Source organism: Nonomuraea angiospora (assembly GCF_014873145.1).
Classification (GTDB): Bacteria; Actinomycetota; Actinomycetes; order Streptosporangiales; family Streptosporangiaceae; genus Nonomuraea; species Nonomuraea angiospora.
Genome location: NZ_JADBEK010000001.1, coordinates 1221362 through 1237149, shown reverse-complemented (window position 1 = coordinate 1237149; position 15788 = coordinate 1221362). Strand labels below are relative to the sequence as shown.

At 70.4% G+C, this 15788-nt stretch carries 16 protein-coding genes; 6 read left to right on the top strand and 10 right to left on the bottom strand.

Features of this window, described 5'->3' with window-relative positions; genetic code table 11:
- The first annotated feature begins 37 nt into the window (after nucleotides 1–37).
- Together H4W80_RS05620 and H4W80_RS05615 are read left to right on the top strand one after the other, a co-directional pair.
- Nucleotides 38–1174 (top strand): sensor histidine kinase, encoded by a 1137-nt coding sequence (locus H4W80_RS05620; protein WP_192784085.1) that lies wholly within the window; start codon nucleotides 38–40, stop codon nucleotides 1172–1174.
- 290 nt (nucleotides 1175–1464) lie between these two features.
- Nucleotides 1465–2103 (top strand): response regulator, encoded by a 639-nt coding sequence (locus H4W80_RS05615; RefSeq protein WP_192784084.1) that lies wholly within the window; start codon nucleotides 1465–1467, stop codon nucleotides 2101–2103.
- A gap of 118 nt (nucleotides 2104–2221) precedes the next feature.
- Here the strand turns inward: H4W80_RS05615 and H4W80_RS05610 are convergent, their stop codons facing one another.
- Both H4W80_RS05610 and H4W80_RS60250 read right to left on the bottom strand, forming a co-directional pair.
- On the bottom strand, nucleotides 2222–2500 hold the full coding sequence (locus H4W80_RS05610; protein WP_192794435.1) for a hypothetical protein: 279 nt from the start codon (nucleotides 2498–2500) through the stop codon (nucleotides 2222–2224).
- Between the two features lie 272 nt (nucleotides 2501–2772).
- A complete protein-coding gene (locus H4W80_RS60250; protein WP_318786712.1) occupies nucleotides 2773–3348 on the bottom strand; it encodes a TetR/AcrR family transcriptional regulator in 576 nt (191 codons plus the stop codon).
- A gap of 93 nt (nucleotides 3349–3441) precedes the next feature.
- Here H4W80_RS60250 and H4W80_RS05600 point away from each other — a divergent pair, with 93 nt between their 5' ends.
- Nucleotides 3442–4560, top strand: coding sequence for an FAD-dependent oxidoreductase (locus H4W80_RS05600; RefSeq protein ID WP_192784083.1), 1119 nt, complete (start codon nucleotides 3442–3444; stop codon nucleotides 4558–4560).
- Nucleotides 4561–5169: 609 nt separating this feature from the next.
- On the opposite strand, the gene H4W80_RS05595 is transcribed toward H4W80_RS05600, so the two are convergent.
- From H4W80_RS05595 to H4W80_RS05570, 6 genes are all read right to left on the bottom strand, one after another.
- Nucleotides 5170–6138: a CU044_5270 family protein gene (locus tag H4W80_RS05595; protein WP_192784082.1), complete on the bottom strand. Its 969-nt coding sequence runs from the start codon at nucleotides 6136–6138 to the stop codon at nucleotides 5170–5172.
- The gene (locus H4W80_RS05590) at nucleotides 6135–6725 is read right to left on the bottom strand and encodes an RNA polymerase sigma factor (RefSeq protein WP_192784081.1); all 591 of its coding nucleotides are present in this window, start codon (nucleotides 6723–6725) and stop codon (nucleotides 6135–6137) included. Before H4W80_RS05590 ends, H4W80_RS05595 begins: the two co-directional genes overlap by 4 nt.
- A gap of 272 nt (nucleotides 6726–6997) precedes the next feature.
- Nucleotides 6998–7990: a helix-turn-helix transcriptional regulator gene (locus H4W80_RS05585; protein ID WP_192784080.1), complete on the bottom strand. Its 993-nt coding sequence runs from the start codon at nucleotides 7988–7990 to the stop codon at nucleotides 6998–7000.
- A 4-nt stretch (nucleotides 7991–7994) separates the two neighbouring features.
- The gene (locus tag H4W80_RS05580; RefSeq protein WP_192784079.1) at nucleotides 7995–9395 is read right to left on the bottom strand and encodes a hypothetical protein; all 1401 of its coding nucleotides are present in this window, start codon (nucleotides 9393–9395) and stop codon (nucleotides 7995–7997) included.
- 121 nt (nucleotides 9396–9516) lie between these two features.
- Nucleotides 9517–10350 carry a hypothetical protein gene (locus H4W80_RS05575; RefSeq protein ID WP_192784078.1) on the bottom strand — a complete coding sequence of 278 codons (834 nt, stop codon included), beginning with the start codon at nucleotides 10348–10350 and terminating at the stop codon, nucleotides 9517–9519.
- On the bottom strand, nucleotides 10350–10904 hold the full coding sequence (locus H4W80_RS05570; protein WP_192784077.1) for an RNA polymerase sigma factor: 555 nt from the start codon (nucleotides 10902–10904) through the stop codon (nucleotides 10350–10352). The genes H4W80_RS05575 and H4W80_RS05570 overlap by 1 nt, the downstream gene beginning before the upstream one ends.
- A gap of 462 nt (nucleotides 10905–11366) precedes the next feature.
- On the opposite strand from H4W80_RS05570, the gene H4W80_RS05565 reads away from it, so the two are divergent.
- Nucleotides 11367–11939, top strand: a complete 573-nt coding sequence (locus tag H4W80_RS05565; RefSeq protein ID WP_192784076.1) for a TetR/AcrR family transcriptional regulator — start codon at nucleotides 11367–11369, stop codon at nucleotides 11937–11939.
- A gap of 9 nt (nucleotides 11940–11948) precedes the next feature.
- Here H4W80_RS05565 and H4W80_RS05560 read toward each other — a convergent pair whose 3' ends face one another.
- Nucleotides 11949–12818, bottom strand: coding sequence for an NmrA/HSCARG family protein (locus tag H4W80_RS05560; RefSeq protein WP_192784075.1), 870 nt, complete (start codon nucleotides 12816–12818; stop codon nucleotides 11949–11951).
- 71 nt (nucleotides 12819–12889) lie between these two features.
- On the opposite strand from H4W80_RS05560, the gene H4W80_RS05555 reads away from it, so the two are divergent.
- Nucleotides 12890–14011 carry an FAD-binding oxidoreductase gene (locus H4W80_RS05555; protein WP_225963256.1) on the top strand — a complete coding sequence of 374 codons (1122 nt, stop codon included), beginning with the start codon at nucleotides 12890–12892 and terminating at the stop codon, nucleotides 14009–14011.
- Between the two features lie 83 nt (nucleotides 14012–14094).
- Here the strand turns inward: H4W80_RS05555 and H4W80_RS05550 are convergent, their stop codons facing one another.
- Nucleotides 14095–14628 (bottom strand): MarR family winged helix-turn-helix transcriptional regulator, encoded by a 534-nt coding sequence (locus H4W80_RS05550; protein WP_192784074.1) that lies wholly within the window; start codon nucleotides 14626–14628, stop codon nucleotides 14095–14097.
- Between the two features lie 98 nt (nucleotides 14629–14726).
- On the opposite strand from H4W80_RS05550, the gene H4W80_RS05545 reads away from it, so the two are divergent.
- Nucleotides 14727–15680: an NADP-dependent oxidoreductase gene (locus H4W80_RS05545; RefSeq protein WP_192784073.1), complete on the top strand. Its 954-nt coding sequence runs from the start codon at nucleotides 14727–14729 to the stop codon at nucleotides 15678–15680.
- The last annotated feature ends 108 nt before the right edge of the window (nucleotides 15681–15788 follow it).

The window sequence follows — 15788 nt, the reverse complement described above, 5'->3', positions numbered from 1 at the left end:
CGATTCGCCCCCGGCCGTTCCTCGATAACGTCGGGCTGTGAATCTACTCGCCCGACGGCCTCCGCCCTGGCTGCTCATCCTGGCCGACACCGTGGTCGCGGTGCTGCTCGCGCTGGCGTCCACGGCGAGTCCGCCGGAGCTGACCACGAACGCCGTGACCACCGCGCTCTGCTGGCTGCTCGCGGTGCCCGTGGCGGTGCGGCGGGTATGGCCGGAGCCCGCCTACTACAGTGCGATCCTGCTCGGCATCGCCGTGCTCTCGGTCCAGGCCAACCGGCTGATGCCGACGGTGGTGGCGGCCCTGGCCATCTACCCGGTGGCGACCGGCCGGCCGGTGTGGCGATCGGCGATCGCCCTGGTGTCGGGCCTGCTCGTCAACGGAGGCTCGCTGCTGGTCTCGATGTCGGGCCCAGCACAATATTCGAACGGCTGGCCCGACCCCGTCTTCATCCTCGGCACGGCCTGGCTGGTCCTCGCAGCGAGCTGGAGTCTCGGCACCGCGGCGCGCACCCGCCGCGAGTTCGCCGCCCGCGACGCCAGGAGGCAGGCCGAGCAGGCGGCGACCGACGAACGCCTGCGGATCGCGCGCGAGTTGCACGACGTCGTCGCGCATTCGATGAGCATGATCACCGTCAAGGCAGGGGTGGCGGCCAAGGTCCTGGACAAGCATCCGGAGGAGGGGCGCAAGGCGTTGCGGGCCATCGAGGAGATCGGGCGCGGCTCGCTCGCGGAGATGCGCCATTTTCTCGGCGCGCTTCGCGCACCCGGCAGCGCGCCCGACAGCACACCGCTCCCCCGGCTCGCCGACCTGCCGTCCCTGGCGCGCCAGGCGGCGGAGGCCGGCGTGCAGGTCGATCTGTCGGTGAACGGAACCGTGCCCGACAGCATGGCGCCGGCCGTTTACCGCATCCTCCAGGAGGCGATCACCAACGTCGTCAAGCACGCCGCTCCCGCCCACTGCCAGGCCGGCGTGTCGGTCGCCGACGGGAGGTTGCGGATCTCCGTGGTCGACGACGGGCCTGGGCAACGGATGCTGCCGGGGCGGCCGGGCGGGCACGGCCTGGCGGGAATGCGCGAACGGGCTCTGCTGTACGGCGGCACCTTCGAGGCCGGCCCGCTTCCGGAAAGGGGGTTCGGCGTGCACGCGTCGTGGGAGATTCCTGGACCCGCCTGAAAGTTCCGCGCCCTCTCGACGGAGGGAGAGGGGGCGGTGCCGGACACGTTCCGGCGAAGCGCGGGCGTGCGCGAACGGCAGGCCCTTCGACAGAGCGCCGCAGTGGTACGTACGGCCGGAGTTGCGAGAGAGCGTCGACGTGGTGCGAGCGGTAGGCGCGGATCGGTCATGATGGACGTGATGACGAGGATCACGAGTGTGAGCCGCAGGAAGCGGAGTCGGCGGATCCGGACAGGGCGTCCGCGGCCCGGGCCGGGCCCGGTCGGGGTGGGTGCGGCGGGGGGAGGCTCGTGATCCGGGTGCTCATCGCCGACGATCAGGCACTCCTGCGCGGCAGTTTCCGCTTGCTGATCGACTCGGAGGACGATCTCTCCGTGGTCGGGGAGGCGGGCGACGGTCGGGAGGCGGTGGCGCTCACGCGTACGGAGTCACCCGACGTGGTGCTCATGGACGTCAGAATGCCCGAAATGGATGGCATCACCGCGACCGGGCAGATCACCGGGGACACTCGGGTGCTCATCCTGACCACATTCGACCTCGATGAGTACGTTTATTCGGCGCTGCGCGCGGGTGCCAGCGGATTCCTGCTCAAGGACGCGCCTCCGGACGACCTCCTGAAGGCGATCCGGGTGGTGGCGTCGGGTGAGACGCTGCTCGCGCCGACCGTCACCACCCGACTGATCGCGGAGTTCGTACGGCGGCCGGTCCAGCAGCCCTTTCACGGGCTCGACACGTTGACGGACCGGGAGCGCGAGGTGCTCACCCTCGTCGCGCACGGACTGTCCAACGCCGAGCTCAGCGTGCAGCTCCAGGTGAGTCCCGGGACCGTGAAGACGCATATCGGCCGTCTGCTGGCCAAGCTCAACGCCCGCGACCGCGCCCAGCTCGTCATCGCCGCCTACGAGGCCCGCTTGGTCACGCCGCGTTAGCCGACCGCGCGCCGTGACCGCGGGCGGCGTCAGCGCTCCACCGCGCCGGCCCGCACACCGGGCATGCGAGGAAAGCATCGGGACCAGGACGCTTGTCGTGGCCCACGAGCCCGGGGGTCTACACCCCCTCCTCGTTCACGCCGCCACCGTCGGGGTCGGGGATCTCGCCGAGCTGCCGCAGTCCCTCGGTCGGGGCGGATGAGGAGATGGAGTAGCGGCCCGGAACGTTGAGGCGGGCGTGGCCGAGAGGGGACAGCCGGGCGGCGTTCTTCTGTTCCAGCGCGACCAGGACCTGCTCCTTGCTCGCCCCCGCCTCCGCGATGACGGCCGTCCACAGCGCTGCGACATCCCGGTCGACGCCCACCTCGGCGACCAGGTCGAGCTGCTCGACCAGCACCCGCCCCGCCCGGGACAGGAGCCTGGAAGCCTTCTCCGGCTACGGCCGCATCGCCAACCGTTCGCCCGAGGACTTGCGACGCGCCGGCGAGATCAGCCGCGAGGCCATCAGCAGCGCGAACAGATCGAGCGCGTCGTCGATCGCCTCAGCCTCCAACGACCGGTCACCGCCGGCATCGTCGCCGTATTCCTCGGCTCATACAGCCGCGCCTTGCCGCCCGCCCCGTACGTGGCGGGCCGATGCCGGACGCCACACTTCGCTCAAGATCATTCTCATTGCCAATGGCTGTTCCTGGGTTCCTCAACCCCCGGACACGGCGGAAAGGTGATGCCGCCACCGGCAGGTGGTTCCGCTGGCAGAAATGGGCTTGCAGGTCGATGCCCGCGCTCGGCGTGCTGACCGCCGGACCGATCCGTGCGTACCTGGCCGAGCTCGCCGAGCTGTCGCCGGCCGACCGCAAGCGCGAACGCGCCGCCGTCGCATCCCTCGCCAAGTGGGCCGGTCGCCACGACCCGCTGCAGGCCGACCCGATGAATCGGATCGACACCGTCCAGGCGCCCAAGAACCTGCCCCGCCCGGCCGCGGCCATCGACGTGGCCCCTGGTGCGGTGGGCGAGGACGCGCAGCGCCTCCGGCCAGTCGCCGGGCTGCTCCTCGGGGAGGACCTCGGCGTGGACCTCGTCCACCATGAGGTCGAACAGCTCCTCCTTGGTGGAGATGTATGCGTACAGCCGCATCGGGCCGGCGTCCAGCCGGGCGGCGACCTTGCGCAACGACACCGCCTCCAGCCCGCCCTCGTCAGCCAGTGCGATGGTGCCGGTGACGATCCGCTCCCGGTCGAGCGGCACCGGGCGAGTCGGCGGCTCAGGCCGGTCTCACACCGTGATGGTTACACCCGTACTGTTGCGATACATCGTCTTGTACCAATACAGTGTATCGACGTGAGACATCGTATCGCAGTGGTCGGAAGCGGTCCCGGCGGCCTTACCTTCGCCCGCGTCCTGCACCGCCATGATTACCCCGTCACCATCCTCGAACGCGATCCCGCCCCCGATGCCCGCCCCCCGGGCGGCACGCTGGACCTGCACCAAGGGCTGGGTCAGCTCGCGCTGGACAAGGCGGGGCTGCTGGCGGAGTTCCAGGCGCTGTCTCGTCCCGAAGGGCAGGCCATGCGCATCCTGGACACGGCCGGGACCGTCCTACGCGACTGGCAACCCCGTCCGGATGAACAGGCCAACCCCGAGATCGACCGCGGGCAACTCCGTGACCTGCTGCTCGGCCCTCTGGACGTTCAGTGGGGACGGGGCGTGACGGAGGTGGTGCCGGGGACCCAGGATGGCGTACTGGTCCATTTCGCGGACGGGCGGCAGGAGACGTTCGATCTCGTGGTCGGCGCGGACGGCGCCTGGTCCCGGGTCCGCCCCGCGGTCTCGCCGGTGACGCCGCACTACACCGGCATCACCGTGGTCGAGACCTCCCTGGACGACGTCGACACCCGTCACCCCGACCTCGCCCGGTTGATCGGCGACGGTTCCGTGGCCGTGTACGGCGTGAACCGAACTCTGGTCGCCCAGCGCAACAGCGGCGGCCACGTCAAGGTGTACGCCCGGTTCCGTGCGCCACTGGACTGGCACGCGAACCTGGACCTGGCCGACGCCGAGGCCGTGCGATCGAGTCTGCTGGCCCTGTTCGGCGGCTGGGCCGCTCCCGTCCTCGACCTCCTCCACCACGGCACCGCTTTCGTCCACCGCCCCCTCTACGTCCTGCCCGTGGCCCACACCTGGACCCACGTCTTCGGGGTGACGCTACTGGGCGACGCCGCCCATCTGATGCCCCCGTTGGGGGTGGGCGCGAACCTCGCGATGCTGGAAGGCGCCGAACTCGCCGAGACCATCGCCACCGGCCCTGGAGATCTGGACAAGGCCGTCCGCGCCTTCGAGGAACAGATGTGGGCACGAGCCGGCAGGTGGGCGAAGATCACGATGGCCGGTCTGGAACGCCTCGTGAGCCCGGACCCCGCCGAAGCTGTCGCCCATTTCGACCAAGTCCAGCCATCCTGACTGCCGAGCGCGAGAGCACCAGCACCACGGCTTCACCTTCACGGGAACATACGGCACCGTCGCGGTCCCTCCGGCATCGCTCGCAACACGAACTCCGCCACAGGGCGGTGAACAGCAACCGACCTCGGCCGATGGCGTTCGCGAACCAGGACAGGCGGGGTTACCGACACTGGCGGTGGCTCTCCCGAAAGCAGCCCACTGAGATCCCTCGCGGCTGAACGCCGACCGCGGTCTGGCAGCGGCGGTAGTGCTCAATCCCACGACGTCCAGGTGGCGAATCAACGACGACTGCGATCTCACGGCAATCGGCCCAGATTGGCATTGGGCGGCCCTGATGGCCATCAGCATCATGACATCGGTCTCCTCGGCCCTCTGGATGATCGCCAAGCTGAGGAGCGGCGGGCCGTTTTGGACCTGAACTCGTGCGGTGACACGCCATCAGCCCTGCGAAAGGTGCGGCCGCGCAGGGCTGATCCAGCGATGACGATGGGCGCGGCCTGGTGGCCACGCCCATCGTTGGGCTCCCGTGGCGATCAAGTGCCGTCCGGCATGATCACGCCTGGTCGCGTCGAGCGACGGACCGCATCGTTCCACGTCGAGGCTGTGCCCCTACGGCTGTTCTCCGGGCTTGTCGACGACCTCCGCCGTCATCCGTGCGCTCCACACCAGAGGCGTGCCCGCCTTGACCGTACGTGTCGCGCCGTCAGGAAGGTTGAAGGTGCGATCGGCGACGCTCTCGCCATACGTCCCCAAGAACCGGTAGTCCTGCGCACTCACAATGATCTCGAAGCGCTCCCAGGCTCCCGTGTAGTCGAACGCGACCCCGTGGCGGCCTGCCGCGTCGATCGCGTCCTGCTTGACCGAAACCCCCTCGATCATGGGCAGCGCCCGGAACAACGCGGCCCGCACGTCGGCGGCCAACGGCTGCTCGCCCAGCAACTGGGAGATCGTTCGGAAGATCCGCTCCTGCCTGGTCGCGTCGGCGTCGTCGAACTCCGTCACGGGGGTCGCATCGACGCTCGCCCCGATCCTGGCGATCATTTCCTCGGGGGTGACCGGCGCCCTGGCCAGGTCCGCTCCCGTGATGCCGGGGCCGTACTCCTCCGTGACGAGCTTGCCCCGTCCGTCGTCCAGCGCCAGCTGCTTGCCGTCCAAGCTGTGCCACGTCTCGAGAGTCATGCGCCTGTCGCGATCCACCTCGGGCTCCGGCTCCTTGCGGAGCGGAGCGATCGTCTGCTTCACGTACAGCCAGCGGCCCGGCGACGGCGTGATCTCGTACGGGTCGGTCTCGGCGCTCCTGGCCGCCTTGTCGCCGAGATCCTGAACGCTGGCGACCGGGGTGGTGGCAGGTCGTTCACCGCCGCGCACCGTGATGATGCCCGCGCTGGCGGCCAGCGCGACCGACGCGGCCAGCGCCAGCCGCCAGGCCAGGCGCGGCCTGCGCCGCCTCGGCGAGGGCATCGGCGGCATGGGGGCCGGCTCGCGGATGGCCTGCAGCAACCGGGTGCGCGCCGCCTCCTTCGCCTCGCCGGTGATCGCCGGGGTGGCCTCGAGGAACCGTCCGAACTCATCCATCATGCGTCCTCTCTCGTGTGACAGCCGGCGCCGAGGGCGGCCCGCGCCTGTTTGCGGGCCCGGTGCAGGCGCGAGCGCACGGTCCCGATCGGGATTTCGAGCGCCTGCGCCACCTCGTCGTAGGCCAGTCCTCCCAACGCCACCAGCAGCAGCACGTCGCGATCACCGCTGGCCAGGCCCGTCAGCGCCCCCGCCAGCCGGCGGTCCTCGGCCTGCGCGGCCACGCGCCCGATCACCGCGTCGGCCATGGACTCAGGCGGCGGCTCCACACCGGTACGCGCCAGCGCCCGCAGGAACCGCTCCTCATCGCGCCGCTGTCTGGCGATGAGGTTGGTCGCGATGCCGTACAGCCACGGCCTGGCCAGCGGCTGCGCGTGATCGTAGGAGGCGCGGCAGCGGAAGGCGGTCAGGAACGTCTCCGCCACGATGTCGTCGGCGACCTGCACGCCCAACCGCCGCGCGACATAGCGGTGGATCTGCTCGACATACCGGTCGAACACGCCGGCGAACTGCTCCGGATCGTCGATTGACCGGCGGATGAGCTCGGCGTCGTCCGCCTCGACCATCTCCTCCGGTGGGGTTCGTGTCATGCCTGCTGTTTCCCGATGGGGCGAATCGAGTTCTCGACGGCCAAGGGCATCTGTACGTGATTCCGTCCGGACGTCGGTGGCCGGAGGTGTGCTCGACGGCGGTTGTTCGACGTCACCCAGCTGGCGGCCTGGCGCTATGACGATGCCCGCAGATCCGACGTCCCGCTGATCGCCCAGTCGGCGCAGGTGCCCGCGGCAGCCGTACCGGGGACACGCTGACCTTCTCCACCGTCGGGCAGGGTCGGAACGGACAGAGCGGTGACCGGCCGGTCCTACCGGTGATCGGTGTCGGTGGCGTAGCGGGCGGCGGCCTCGGCCGCCTTGCGGGCCAGGGTCTGGCGGAGCTCGGCCGGGGCGAGGACTTCGGCGTCGGTGCCGAAGGCCAGGAGGACTTCGGCTGCGCCCAGGGAGCGGAAGTGCAGCTGGACGGGCACGCGCTCAGCTCGCTGGTCGGCCGCGGGAGGAGGGCCGGCCAGGTCGGCTTCGTGGATGCGCAGGAACTTGCTGAGGATGTCCCGGTGAACGCTGACCGTGACGGGCAGCGGGGCGGGGATCTCGTCGATGCGGCGGCGCAGGCCGTCCCAGACGTCGGCCAGTTCGAGGCCGTCGCGGCGGCGTACGGGCTCGTCGAGGATGCCGGCGGACAGGGCCCGGTCGGCTCGGAAGAGTGCGGGCTCGCCGCGGTGGTCGGCGACCAGATACCAGACGCCGGCCTTGTTGACCAGGCCGTACGGATCGAGGGTGTAGGAGCGGACGCGGTTGTCGCGGCCGTGCCGGTAGCGCAGGCGCAGCCGCCGGTCGTTGAAGACGGCCTGCTGGAGCACGGCCAGGTCGACGGCGGTGCCGGTCGCGGGACGCGCCGGCCCGCCGCGCCAGCGCACGGGGTCGAGGAGGATGCGGCGGCTGGCCAGGTCGGCGTCGGGCCGGTGCGGGGCGGGCAGGGCGGCCATCAGCTTGCGCAGCGCGGAGCCGAGAGCCTGGCCCAGGCCCAGCTCGGTGTGAGCGTGGTCGGACAGCAGCACGAACAGGGCGCGGGCCTCGTCGGCGGTCATGCCGGTGACGTTGGTGCGGTAGCCGGGCAGCAGCGCGATGCCGCCGTGGGGGCCGCGCACGGTGTAGACGGGCACACCGGCCGACGACAGCGCCTCGACGTCGCGCATGACGGTGCGGACCGACACCTCCAGCCGCTCGGCCAGGTCACTGGCGGGCAGCCGGCCGTGGGTCTGGAGCAGCAGCATGATCGACAGCAGGCGCTCGGATCTCACGTCTTCAACGGTATATGACGCCGTCTGACATATATCCCCGCCGCTTAGGGGCGGTTTGGAAGGCGAGGGCGGCGGCCAGGCAGGCGACGGGTATGACGGGCAGCACGTACCGGTGGTCGAAGTCCAAAACCGCGACCGGGCCGATCAGCAGGCCCATCGCCACGGCCCACGGCAGCAGCGCCACGCGGGGCCGCCGGACCGCGGCGACCACGCCCAGCAGGAGGATCAGGCCCAGGACCGGGCCGCGCAGGTAGGCGGCGTGCTGGTAGGCGATGAGGAGATCCGCGTACGGCGACACCGACGACAGGCCGCGGATGTCCGGGTCGTACTCCCGTTTGACCTTGTCGATCAGTGGCTGGTCGGGCAGCTCCCAGTGCCCGCTCCTGAAGCCGAACGCCGGGGTGGTGCGGGCGGGGTGCGGGATCGGCGTCCAGGAGAAGGCGATGGCGGTGTCGCGTACGACGTCGCCCAGGTAGTCCAGCGGCTGGGCGAGGATCGCGTCGAGCGCGAACGAGCGGGCCAGGTCGTTGTGCGTGAAGCGGTCGCCGGGCAGCCGGTTGATTGAGGCTCCGGGGGCCCACACGTACTCGGAGGCCGCATCCACCTTCGTCCCGTTGGGGCACAGGCGCGCCAGATCGGGCGGCGGCTGGATGCGGGCGCAGTCGGCGAACGTCATCGTGCGCGCCCACAGGGCGACCCCGTCGGCGCCGCTGATGGCGAAACGGCCGTGGTGCTGGGCGTACCAGGCGGCGTACCCGGTCAGGGGCAGCGCACCGGCCAGAACCAGCGCGGCCAGCGGCCGCCACCCCACGCGTCGCCCGGCCAGCACGAGCACGACGAGCAGGAGCAGCGGCAGCGCGATCGTCCTGGTCAGCGCGGCCGCGGCGAACAGCAGACCCGCTCCGGCGGCGGCGCGCACGGACAACCGCGGCGACCACATCAGCACGGCCAGCCCGGCCACGACAAGGAAGATGAACTGCGCGTCGGACAGGACGGCATGCTCCAGCCGCAGGAAGGAGGCATCGAACAGCAGCGGCACCGTCGCCGACGCCGCCGCCCAGCCGGGCGCCGACCTGCGGCGCAGCACCGCGTAGAGCAGCATGCCGGTGCTCAGGCCGATGACGTGCTGGACGGCCGCGACCAGCTCCACGCTGTGGAACGGCAGCAGCGCCCGCAGCAGCAGCGGGTAGCCGATCGGGTGGAACGTCGCCGACGGAGCCGGGTGCACGGCGGTGTCGAGGTAGGTGAAGGAGTCGTACCAGTAGAGCGTGACGGGGCGGTAGCCGAGTATCGTCACCACCCGCAACACGGCGGCCAGGAGCAGCAACGCGGCGAAGACGCGGTGGTCGGCGAGGGCGGACAGGCGGCGCTGCGAGGGCAGCGCCACCCGGGTGTCGGTGAGCACGCGAAATCCGATCGTGGGGGCATGACAGGGGTCCGCGCATGCCGAGGACGACACATGGCGGTGATGGGCGCGCGCTCAGCCGCGCGCGCTCCGGGTGGCAGCTCTCACTGCCGGGCCGGGATCAGCAGCGGGACTGCGGCACCGGGCTGCGCTGGGTGCTGGGCTCGGCGCCGACCAGCAGGAGGGCCTGGCCGTCGGCGCTCATGACGCCGTCGTGCACGTACCAGCCGCCGGGGGCGGAGGGGGCCGCACGCTTGCCGTGCTGGATGTACGAGGGTGTGACGCCCCGCTCGCGCAGCAGGGCCGAGATCTCGGCGACGCTCTTGTTGACGTAGTCCACGCAGTGCAGAGGCTCGCCGGGCAACGCGATGCCGGGCGGCATCTTGTACCTCTCCCCGGGCAGGGCCCGCCTGCCGAGAAAGACCTCGGCCTTCTTGTCGAAGTCGACCGGCACCTTCAGGCCCACAGGGCAGGCGGCGAACCGCTCGCACAACCCCGGAGCGTCGATCGTGGTGATCGGGCCGTCGCCGGGCACCGGTTTGCCGGACCGCAACCGATCCATGTCGTTGATCACGATCATCTGGCCCGTCTGGCTCGCGGAGGTCGGCACCAGGTTGAGCGTGATGTCCAGGCCCCTGGCCCGCAGCTCCCGCTGGTACACCTCGGGCTCGGCCAGCAGGTCCTTCACCGTGATCACGTAGTGGTCGTCCACCAGTTCGATGTCGAGCGCGGCGGAGGCGGGCGCCTGAGCGACGCCGAAGGACAGCAGGGCCGCCAGCGTGGCCAGCACCGGCACGGCCGCCCACCTGCGCGGCCGTGGAAGGGCGAACCAACTGCGGCGACGCTCGGGGACGGGGACGGAGGTGATCTCCTCGAGCAGTTCCCTGGCGATCGGCGTCATGCCGGGACCGGGATCGGGCGCGATGCCGGCCACCAGGCGGTCGATCTCGTGCATCACATAGCCCCCTTCGTCATCGCGATGGCACGCAGGCCGATGCGGGCCATGTCGACGCCGGCCGCGTTCAGGTGTTTGGCCAGCCGTTTGCGGGCCCGATGCAGCCGCAGCCGGGCGTTGGCCCGCGAGCAGCCCAGGACGGTGGCGATCTCGTCGGCGCTCAGCCCCTCCCAGCCGGCCAGCGCGAGGATCTCCCGGTCGTCGGGGCTCAGCCGCGCGAACGCCTCCTGGAGGCCCGCCAGGCTCTCGTCGGCCTCGGTGTGCTCCGCCCACACGGCGAGCTGGTGACCGAGCCGCTCCACCAGCTCGCTGCGGCGCGACTCGGCGCGGCGGCCGTTGGCCAGCACCCGGCGGGCCACGCCGAACAGCCACAGGCGTGCGTCCCGCCCCTCGGGGATGTCGTCCAGCCGGCGCCAGGCCGTGGCGAACGTCTCAGCGAGGGCATCGGCGGCATCCTCGTGGGAGTCGGTACGCCGCCGGACATAGGCAAGGATGTCGTCATAGTTGGCAACGTAAATCACCTCGAAGCGCTGCTTGCGGTCATGGTGGGTCACGCTGCCTTCTCTCATCCGATAGGTCCGACACCCCGTACCTGTCCGGACCCGCCAGATAGTTTCACCCCGATTTCCGGCGAAGTTCGGCTGTCCCGCATGCCGGTCACCGCGTTCTTCAGGGGATGTCCTCCTCCCGATCCGGCTCGTCGGGGTTGCGGGGCCTTCGCGACGAGCGTGTCTCGTGTTGCACCGCCAGACTCAAGGGTCATGACGAGGAGGGCGAGCCCCCGGTAGCGAGGACTCCCCCGCTATCGGAGGTCTTCGAGGCCCTCATCAGCTCAGGCCACCGCACGCCGTGTCGCTGATGCAGGAGTTCGACGGCGGCGTGACCGGCCCGTGCAGGCCCCGATGGAAGCTGCCGCGCGGCAGGTGGAGCACGCACGGTGTCGGCCATCTGGCGTCTCCTTGATCGTCGGATCCGCCGTGCATGAGACACCCCTGCTCACGTAGGATGTGTTGTTCATGACCTCCACCCGAAAGCGCAAGCTCCGGAAGGACGCGGCGGAGAACGCTGAGCGGCTGATTGCTGCGGCCGCGCGTGCGGGGCTGGCCGAGGGTAAGTTCGTTCCGCTGGAGCAGATCGCTGCCGACGCGGGGGTCGGGATCGGGACGCTCTACCGTCGCTACCCGAACCGGGAGGCGCTGCTTGAGGCGATGGCGGTCCGCGCCTATCGTCTGATCCTGGCGGAGGCCGAGGACGCGCTGGCGTCCGGCGATACCGGTCATGACTCGATCAGCCGGTTCCTCCATCAAACCTTCGCTCATCGAGACGAACTGGTGCTTCCGCTCCACGGAGCGCCCATGACCGAGGGCACCGAGTCCGCGGAGCTGCGCGCGCGCATGCAGCAAGTCATGGGTGCCATCCTCGAGCGCGGCCATCAGGACGGTTCGGTCCGTACGGATGTGAATGCGGGGACCGTGGTGCGTTTCGGGGCGATGCTCGCGCAGCCGATGTCGAACGTGCCCGGCTGGGCCGAGGCGGCCGCCGAACAGCGCGCGGTGTTCCTGCGCGGCATCGCACCCGATCGCGGTTAGTCCGACGCGTCAGTCCCGGCGCGCGCCGGGACCCTGGTCGGAGACCCATGCCGCGAGGTCGCGCACGTCGGGGACGAGGTGGCGCGTGACGTCGAAGTCGGCCTGGTAGGCGGGGACGGTGGTGAACCACTGGAACATCGCTCGCATGTCCTCGTCATCACCGAGCACATCGATCGGCAGTCCTTCGTACCGTGTCGGTCGGCCGAGCTCGGACGCGACCCGGTCGGCCACCTGAGCCATGGTGAGCTCGTCGCCGGCGAGTTCGACCGCATTGCCATCGATCGCATCAGGGTCGATCAAGAGACGCGCGGCGGCGGCGCCGATGTCGCGAACGGCGATCATCTGGAGCGGAACGTCACCTGAAACCGGCAGGCGAAGCACCAACTCCCCACTCCCGCCGTCGGCGAGCTGCGGCGCCAGGTTTTCCATGAAGAACGTCGGACGGACGAACTTCGCCGGCACGACCTCGACAAGCCGCTGCTCGACCCGGTGCTTGCTCTCGAAGTGCGGGATCCCTGTCGCTCGCTCTGCCCCGCCGACCGACGAGTACACGACGTGCGGCACGCCCGCGCGTGCTGCGGCATCCGCGACGGTCACACCGCGGCGCGTCTCGCCCTCAGTGCCGTCTGCTCCCTCGAACGTCGTCATGAAGAACAGTGCTGCGACCGCGGTGAGTGCTCGCCGGAGCGATTCGCCGTTCTCCTGGTCGGCGACGACGACCTCCACGCCGCGGGCCCGGAGAGCACGCGCGCCTGCGGATTCGGTGTCGCGAACCAGGGCGCGAACTGCTTGCTTCTGTGCGAGCAGGGCATCCACCACGCTGCCGCCCTGCTGTCCGGTCGCCCCGATCACGGCGATGGGCTGCTGAAGATGAGTCATGAGTCATCCAATCTGAGTACGTGACGGCTTTAAGCGGAGGAAAACCTCCGCTATTCCCGTACGATGATCGCATGCTCGTTGACGTGGACTCAGACGGCTACGCCGCCGCAACCCGCCCCCACAACTCGTCCATCAAGCAGCGACCCGCGCGGGTCGCGGTCGTCTCCCGTCCGGAGGACATCGCGCCGACGCTCGATGAGGTGGCTGCGCTTGCGCAGTCGTCGGGCACGCCGCTCGAGATCGTGCCGCAGGCGACCGGCCACGGGGCCGGCGCGCCGGTGGGCAAAGGGTCGGTCCTCCTCGACACGTCGAGGCTCACCGACGTGTCGATCGACCCTGAGTCGCGCGTCGCCGTGGTCGGGGCCGGCGCAACCTGGTCTGCGGTGAACGCCGCCGCCGAACGGCACGGCTTGCTCGGATTAGCCGGCTCAGCCCCGAGCGTGTCCGTGTCCGGTTACACCTTCGGCGGCGGCATCGGTCTGGAGTTCGACCTCGTCCCAGCGGCGGACCTCCATGCCGGAGCACTGCTGTGGCATGCCGACGCGCTACCGAAACTCATCGCAGCATGGTCGAGCACCATCGGGACAGTCGGCAGCGGCGTTTCCTCCAGCATCGCGGTGCTCCACGTGCCGCCTCTGCCCCCGTTCCCGGAGGAACTGCACGGGAGGGTCGCAGTTCACCTCGCGATCGCCGATCCTGACGGGCCCGTCGCGGCGACTCCGCTGCTCGACGCGATGCGGGCGGCAGCGGAGCCTGTCTCCGACAGCTGGGGCCCGACCGACGCGGCGGGACTTGCGCGGATCCACCTCGATCCACCTACGGCAACCCCGGCCATCGGTGACGCGCGGTGGCTCGACGCATCGACCCCTGACATCGCCGAAGCGCTCCTCTCGACGGCCGCGGCAGCCGACGCCCCGATCGTGATGATGGAGATCCGCCACGTGGCGGGCGCACCGGTCAGGCGCACCGGGGCCGTTGTGGCCCCGCCGGGCGACTTCATCTACCACGCGGTTGCGCCGCTCAGCCTGTTCCCCCGTGAACGGATCGAAGCAGGGTTCGCTCGGGCACGATCTGTCTGGTCGATCGCCGACGCCGGCTCGACGCCGGGCTCGTGGGTCGAGGGCGCGGCCGGCGTGCCGGATGCGCTGCCGGCGGATGTCCGGAAGCGGTCCCGGCGATCGCCGACGCCGTAGACCCGGATGCCCGAATCCGCCGCTCGCGCCTGCTCGGATGATCCCGCGGCGCTCGTTGTCCCGGCGATGGGACCGGGGTGCGATCAGGCTCCGCCGCCAGTGGGGCTCTGGCGTACGGCGCTCTTCCGGCGCGGCTTCGCCGACCGAGGCGGGATGGAGCGCATGTGATCGCGGACGACGGTGAGGACACGAGCGAGGCTGTCGATGTCCTCGCGCGCGAGCGGTTCGAGGAAGAGCTGCCGCAGGACGTCGATGTGACCGGGGAACACCCTGGCGAGCACGTCCCGTCCCGCCTCGGTGATGGTCACCGTCACGCCCCGGTCGTCCTCCGCGGACGGACTGCGGGCGACGAGTCCGGCCTTCTCCAGCAGCCCCACCTGGTAGGTCAGGCCGCTGCGGCTGTACACAACCCCGTCTGCCAGCTCGGTCATGCGCTGGGTGCCGTCCGCCGTGTCCCCGAGTGTGGCCAAGAGCTGGAACTGGACGTAGCTGAGGTCGCCGGCGTCGCGCAACTGCTGCTCCACCGTGTGGCGCAGCAGGCTGCTCACCTCGATCAGCGCGAAGTACGCACCGAGTTCGGCGGGATCGAGCGGCGGAGGGGACGCTTCTTCGGTCATGCGGCAATCGTACTTGCTTCGAACTCGAAGCAGTGCTAGCTTCACCTCAGTGCTTCGAATTCGAAGCACATTGCGCCTTTCGAAGAAAGAAGTTCGTCATGAAGGCAGTGCGATTCCACGAGTACGGCGATGCCGATGTCCTGCGCTACGAGGACGTGGCGCTGCCCGTCCCCGGCGCTGGTGAGGTTCGCATCCGGGTCGCGGCGACGTCGTTCAACCCGGTCGACGCCGGTATCCGCGGCGGTGGTCTCCAGGGCCCGTTCCCGGTGACGCTCCCCCACACGCCTGGCATCGACGTCGCCGGAACGGTCGACGCGCTCGGTGACGGCGTCGATGCGGTGGCGGTCGGTGACGAGGTCGTCGGATTCCTCCCGATGATCGGCGACGGCGCGGCTGCCGAGTACGTCATCGCGCCCGCCGAGGTCCTGACGGCCGCGCCTTCGAGCGTGCCGCTCGCTGACGCGGCGGCCCTGCCACTGGTGGGCCTGACCGCATGGCAGGCACTGTTCGAACTCGGCGAGCTCACCGCCGGGCAGCGCGTGCTCATCACCGGCGCCGGAGGCGCTGTCGGCGCCTACGCGGTGCAGCTGGCGAAGAACGCCGGCGCGTACGTCATCGCCACGGCGAGCCCGCGCAGCGCGGAGCGGGTCCGGGCCGCCGGTGCCGACGAGGTCCTCGACCACACCGCGACCGACGTGGTGGATGCGGTGACCCAGCCGGTCGACCTCCTGCTCAACCTCGCACCGATCGAGCCCTCGCAGCTCGCCGAGCAGGCCGCTCTCGTGCGGTCCGGCGGGGCCGTGGTCAACACCACGGTGTGGATGCAGGCGCCGAGCGACGAAGAGCGCCAGGTTCGCGGGGTCAACGTCTTCGTCCGGAGTGACGCCAAGCAGCTCGCCGGCCTCGTGGCGGCGATCGACCGAGGCGAACTTCACATCGACATCAGCCGCCGGATCCAGCTCGAGGACCTCCCGGCGTTCCACGCGGAAGTCGCCGCCGGCGCCGTGTCCGGCAAGGTCGTCGTCCTTGCGCCGACCGCCTGGCGGACTTGAATCGAACGGAACCTAACATGTCCCTCACCCTGGATCCCGAAGTCGCCGCAGCCATAGCCGGACCGGTGCGGCGTTCAGCCGGCCGATCTCCTCGCCGTGGTGGGCGGC

What these genes read in the sequence shown, in the direction of transcription:
- H4W80_RS05595 (WP_192784082.1), bottom strand. Translation starts at nt 6,138, where the DNA reads ATGATGGATGAGTTCGGACGGTTCCTCGAGGCCACCCCGGCGATCACC.
- H4W80_RS05590 (WP_192784081.1), bottom strand. Translation starts at nt 6,725, where the DNA reads ATGACACGAACCCCACCGGAGGAGATGGTCGAGGCGGACGACGCCGAG.
- H4W80_RS05575 (WP_192784078.1), bottom strand. Translation starts at nt 10,350, where the DNA reads ATGCACGAGATCGACCGCCTGGTGGCCGGCATCGCGCCCGATCCCGGT.
- H4W80_RS05565 (WP_192784076.1), top strand. Translation starts at nt 11,367, where the DNA reads ATGACCTCCACCCGAAAGCGCAAGCTCCGGAAGGACGCGGCGGAGAAC.
- H4W80_RS05560 (WP_192784075.1), bottom strand. Translation starts at nt 12,818, where the DNA reads ATGACTCATCTTCAGCAGCCCATCGCCGTGATCGGGGCGACCGGACAG.
- H4W80_RS05555 (WP_225963256.1), top strand. Translation starts at nt 12,890, where the DNA reads ATGCTCGTTGACGTGGACTCAGACGGCTACGCCGCCGCAACCCGCCCC.
- H4W80_RS05550 (WP_192784074.1), bottom strand. Translation starts at nt 14,628, where the DNA reads ATGACCGAAGAAGCGTCCCCTCCGCCGCTCGATCCCGCCGAACTCGGT.
- H4W80_RS05545 (WP_192784073.1), top strand. Translation starts at nt 14,727, where the DNA reads ATGAAGGCAGTGCGATTCCACGAGTACGGCGATGCCGATGTCCTGCGC.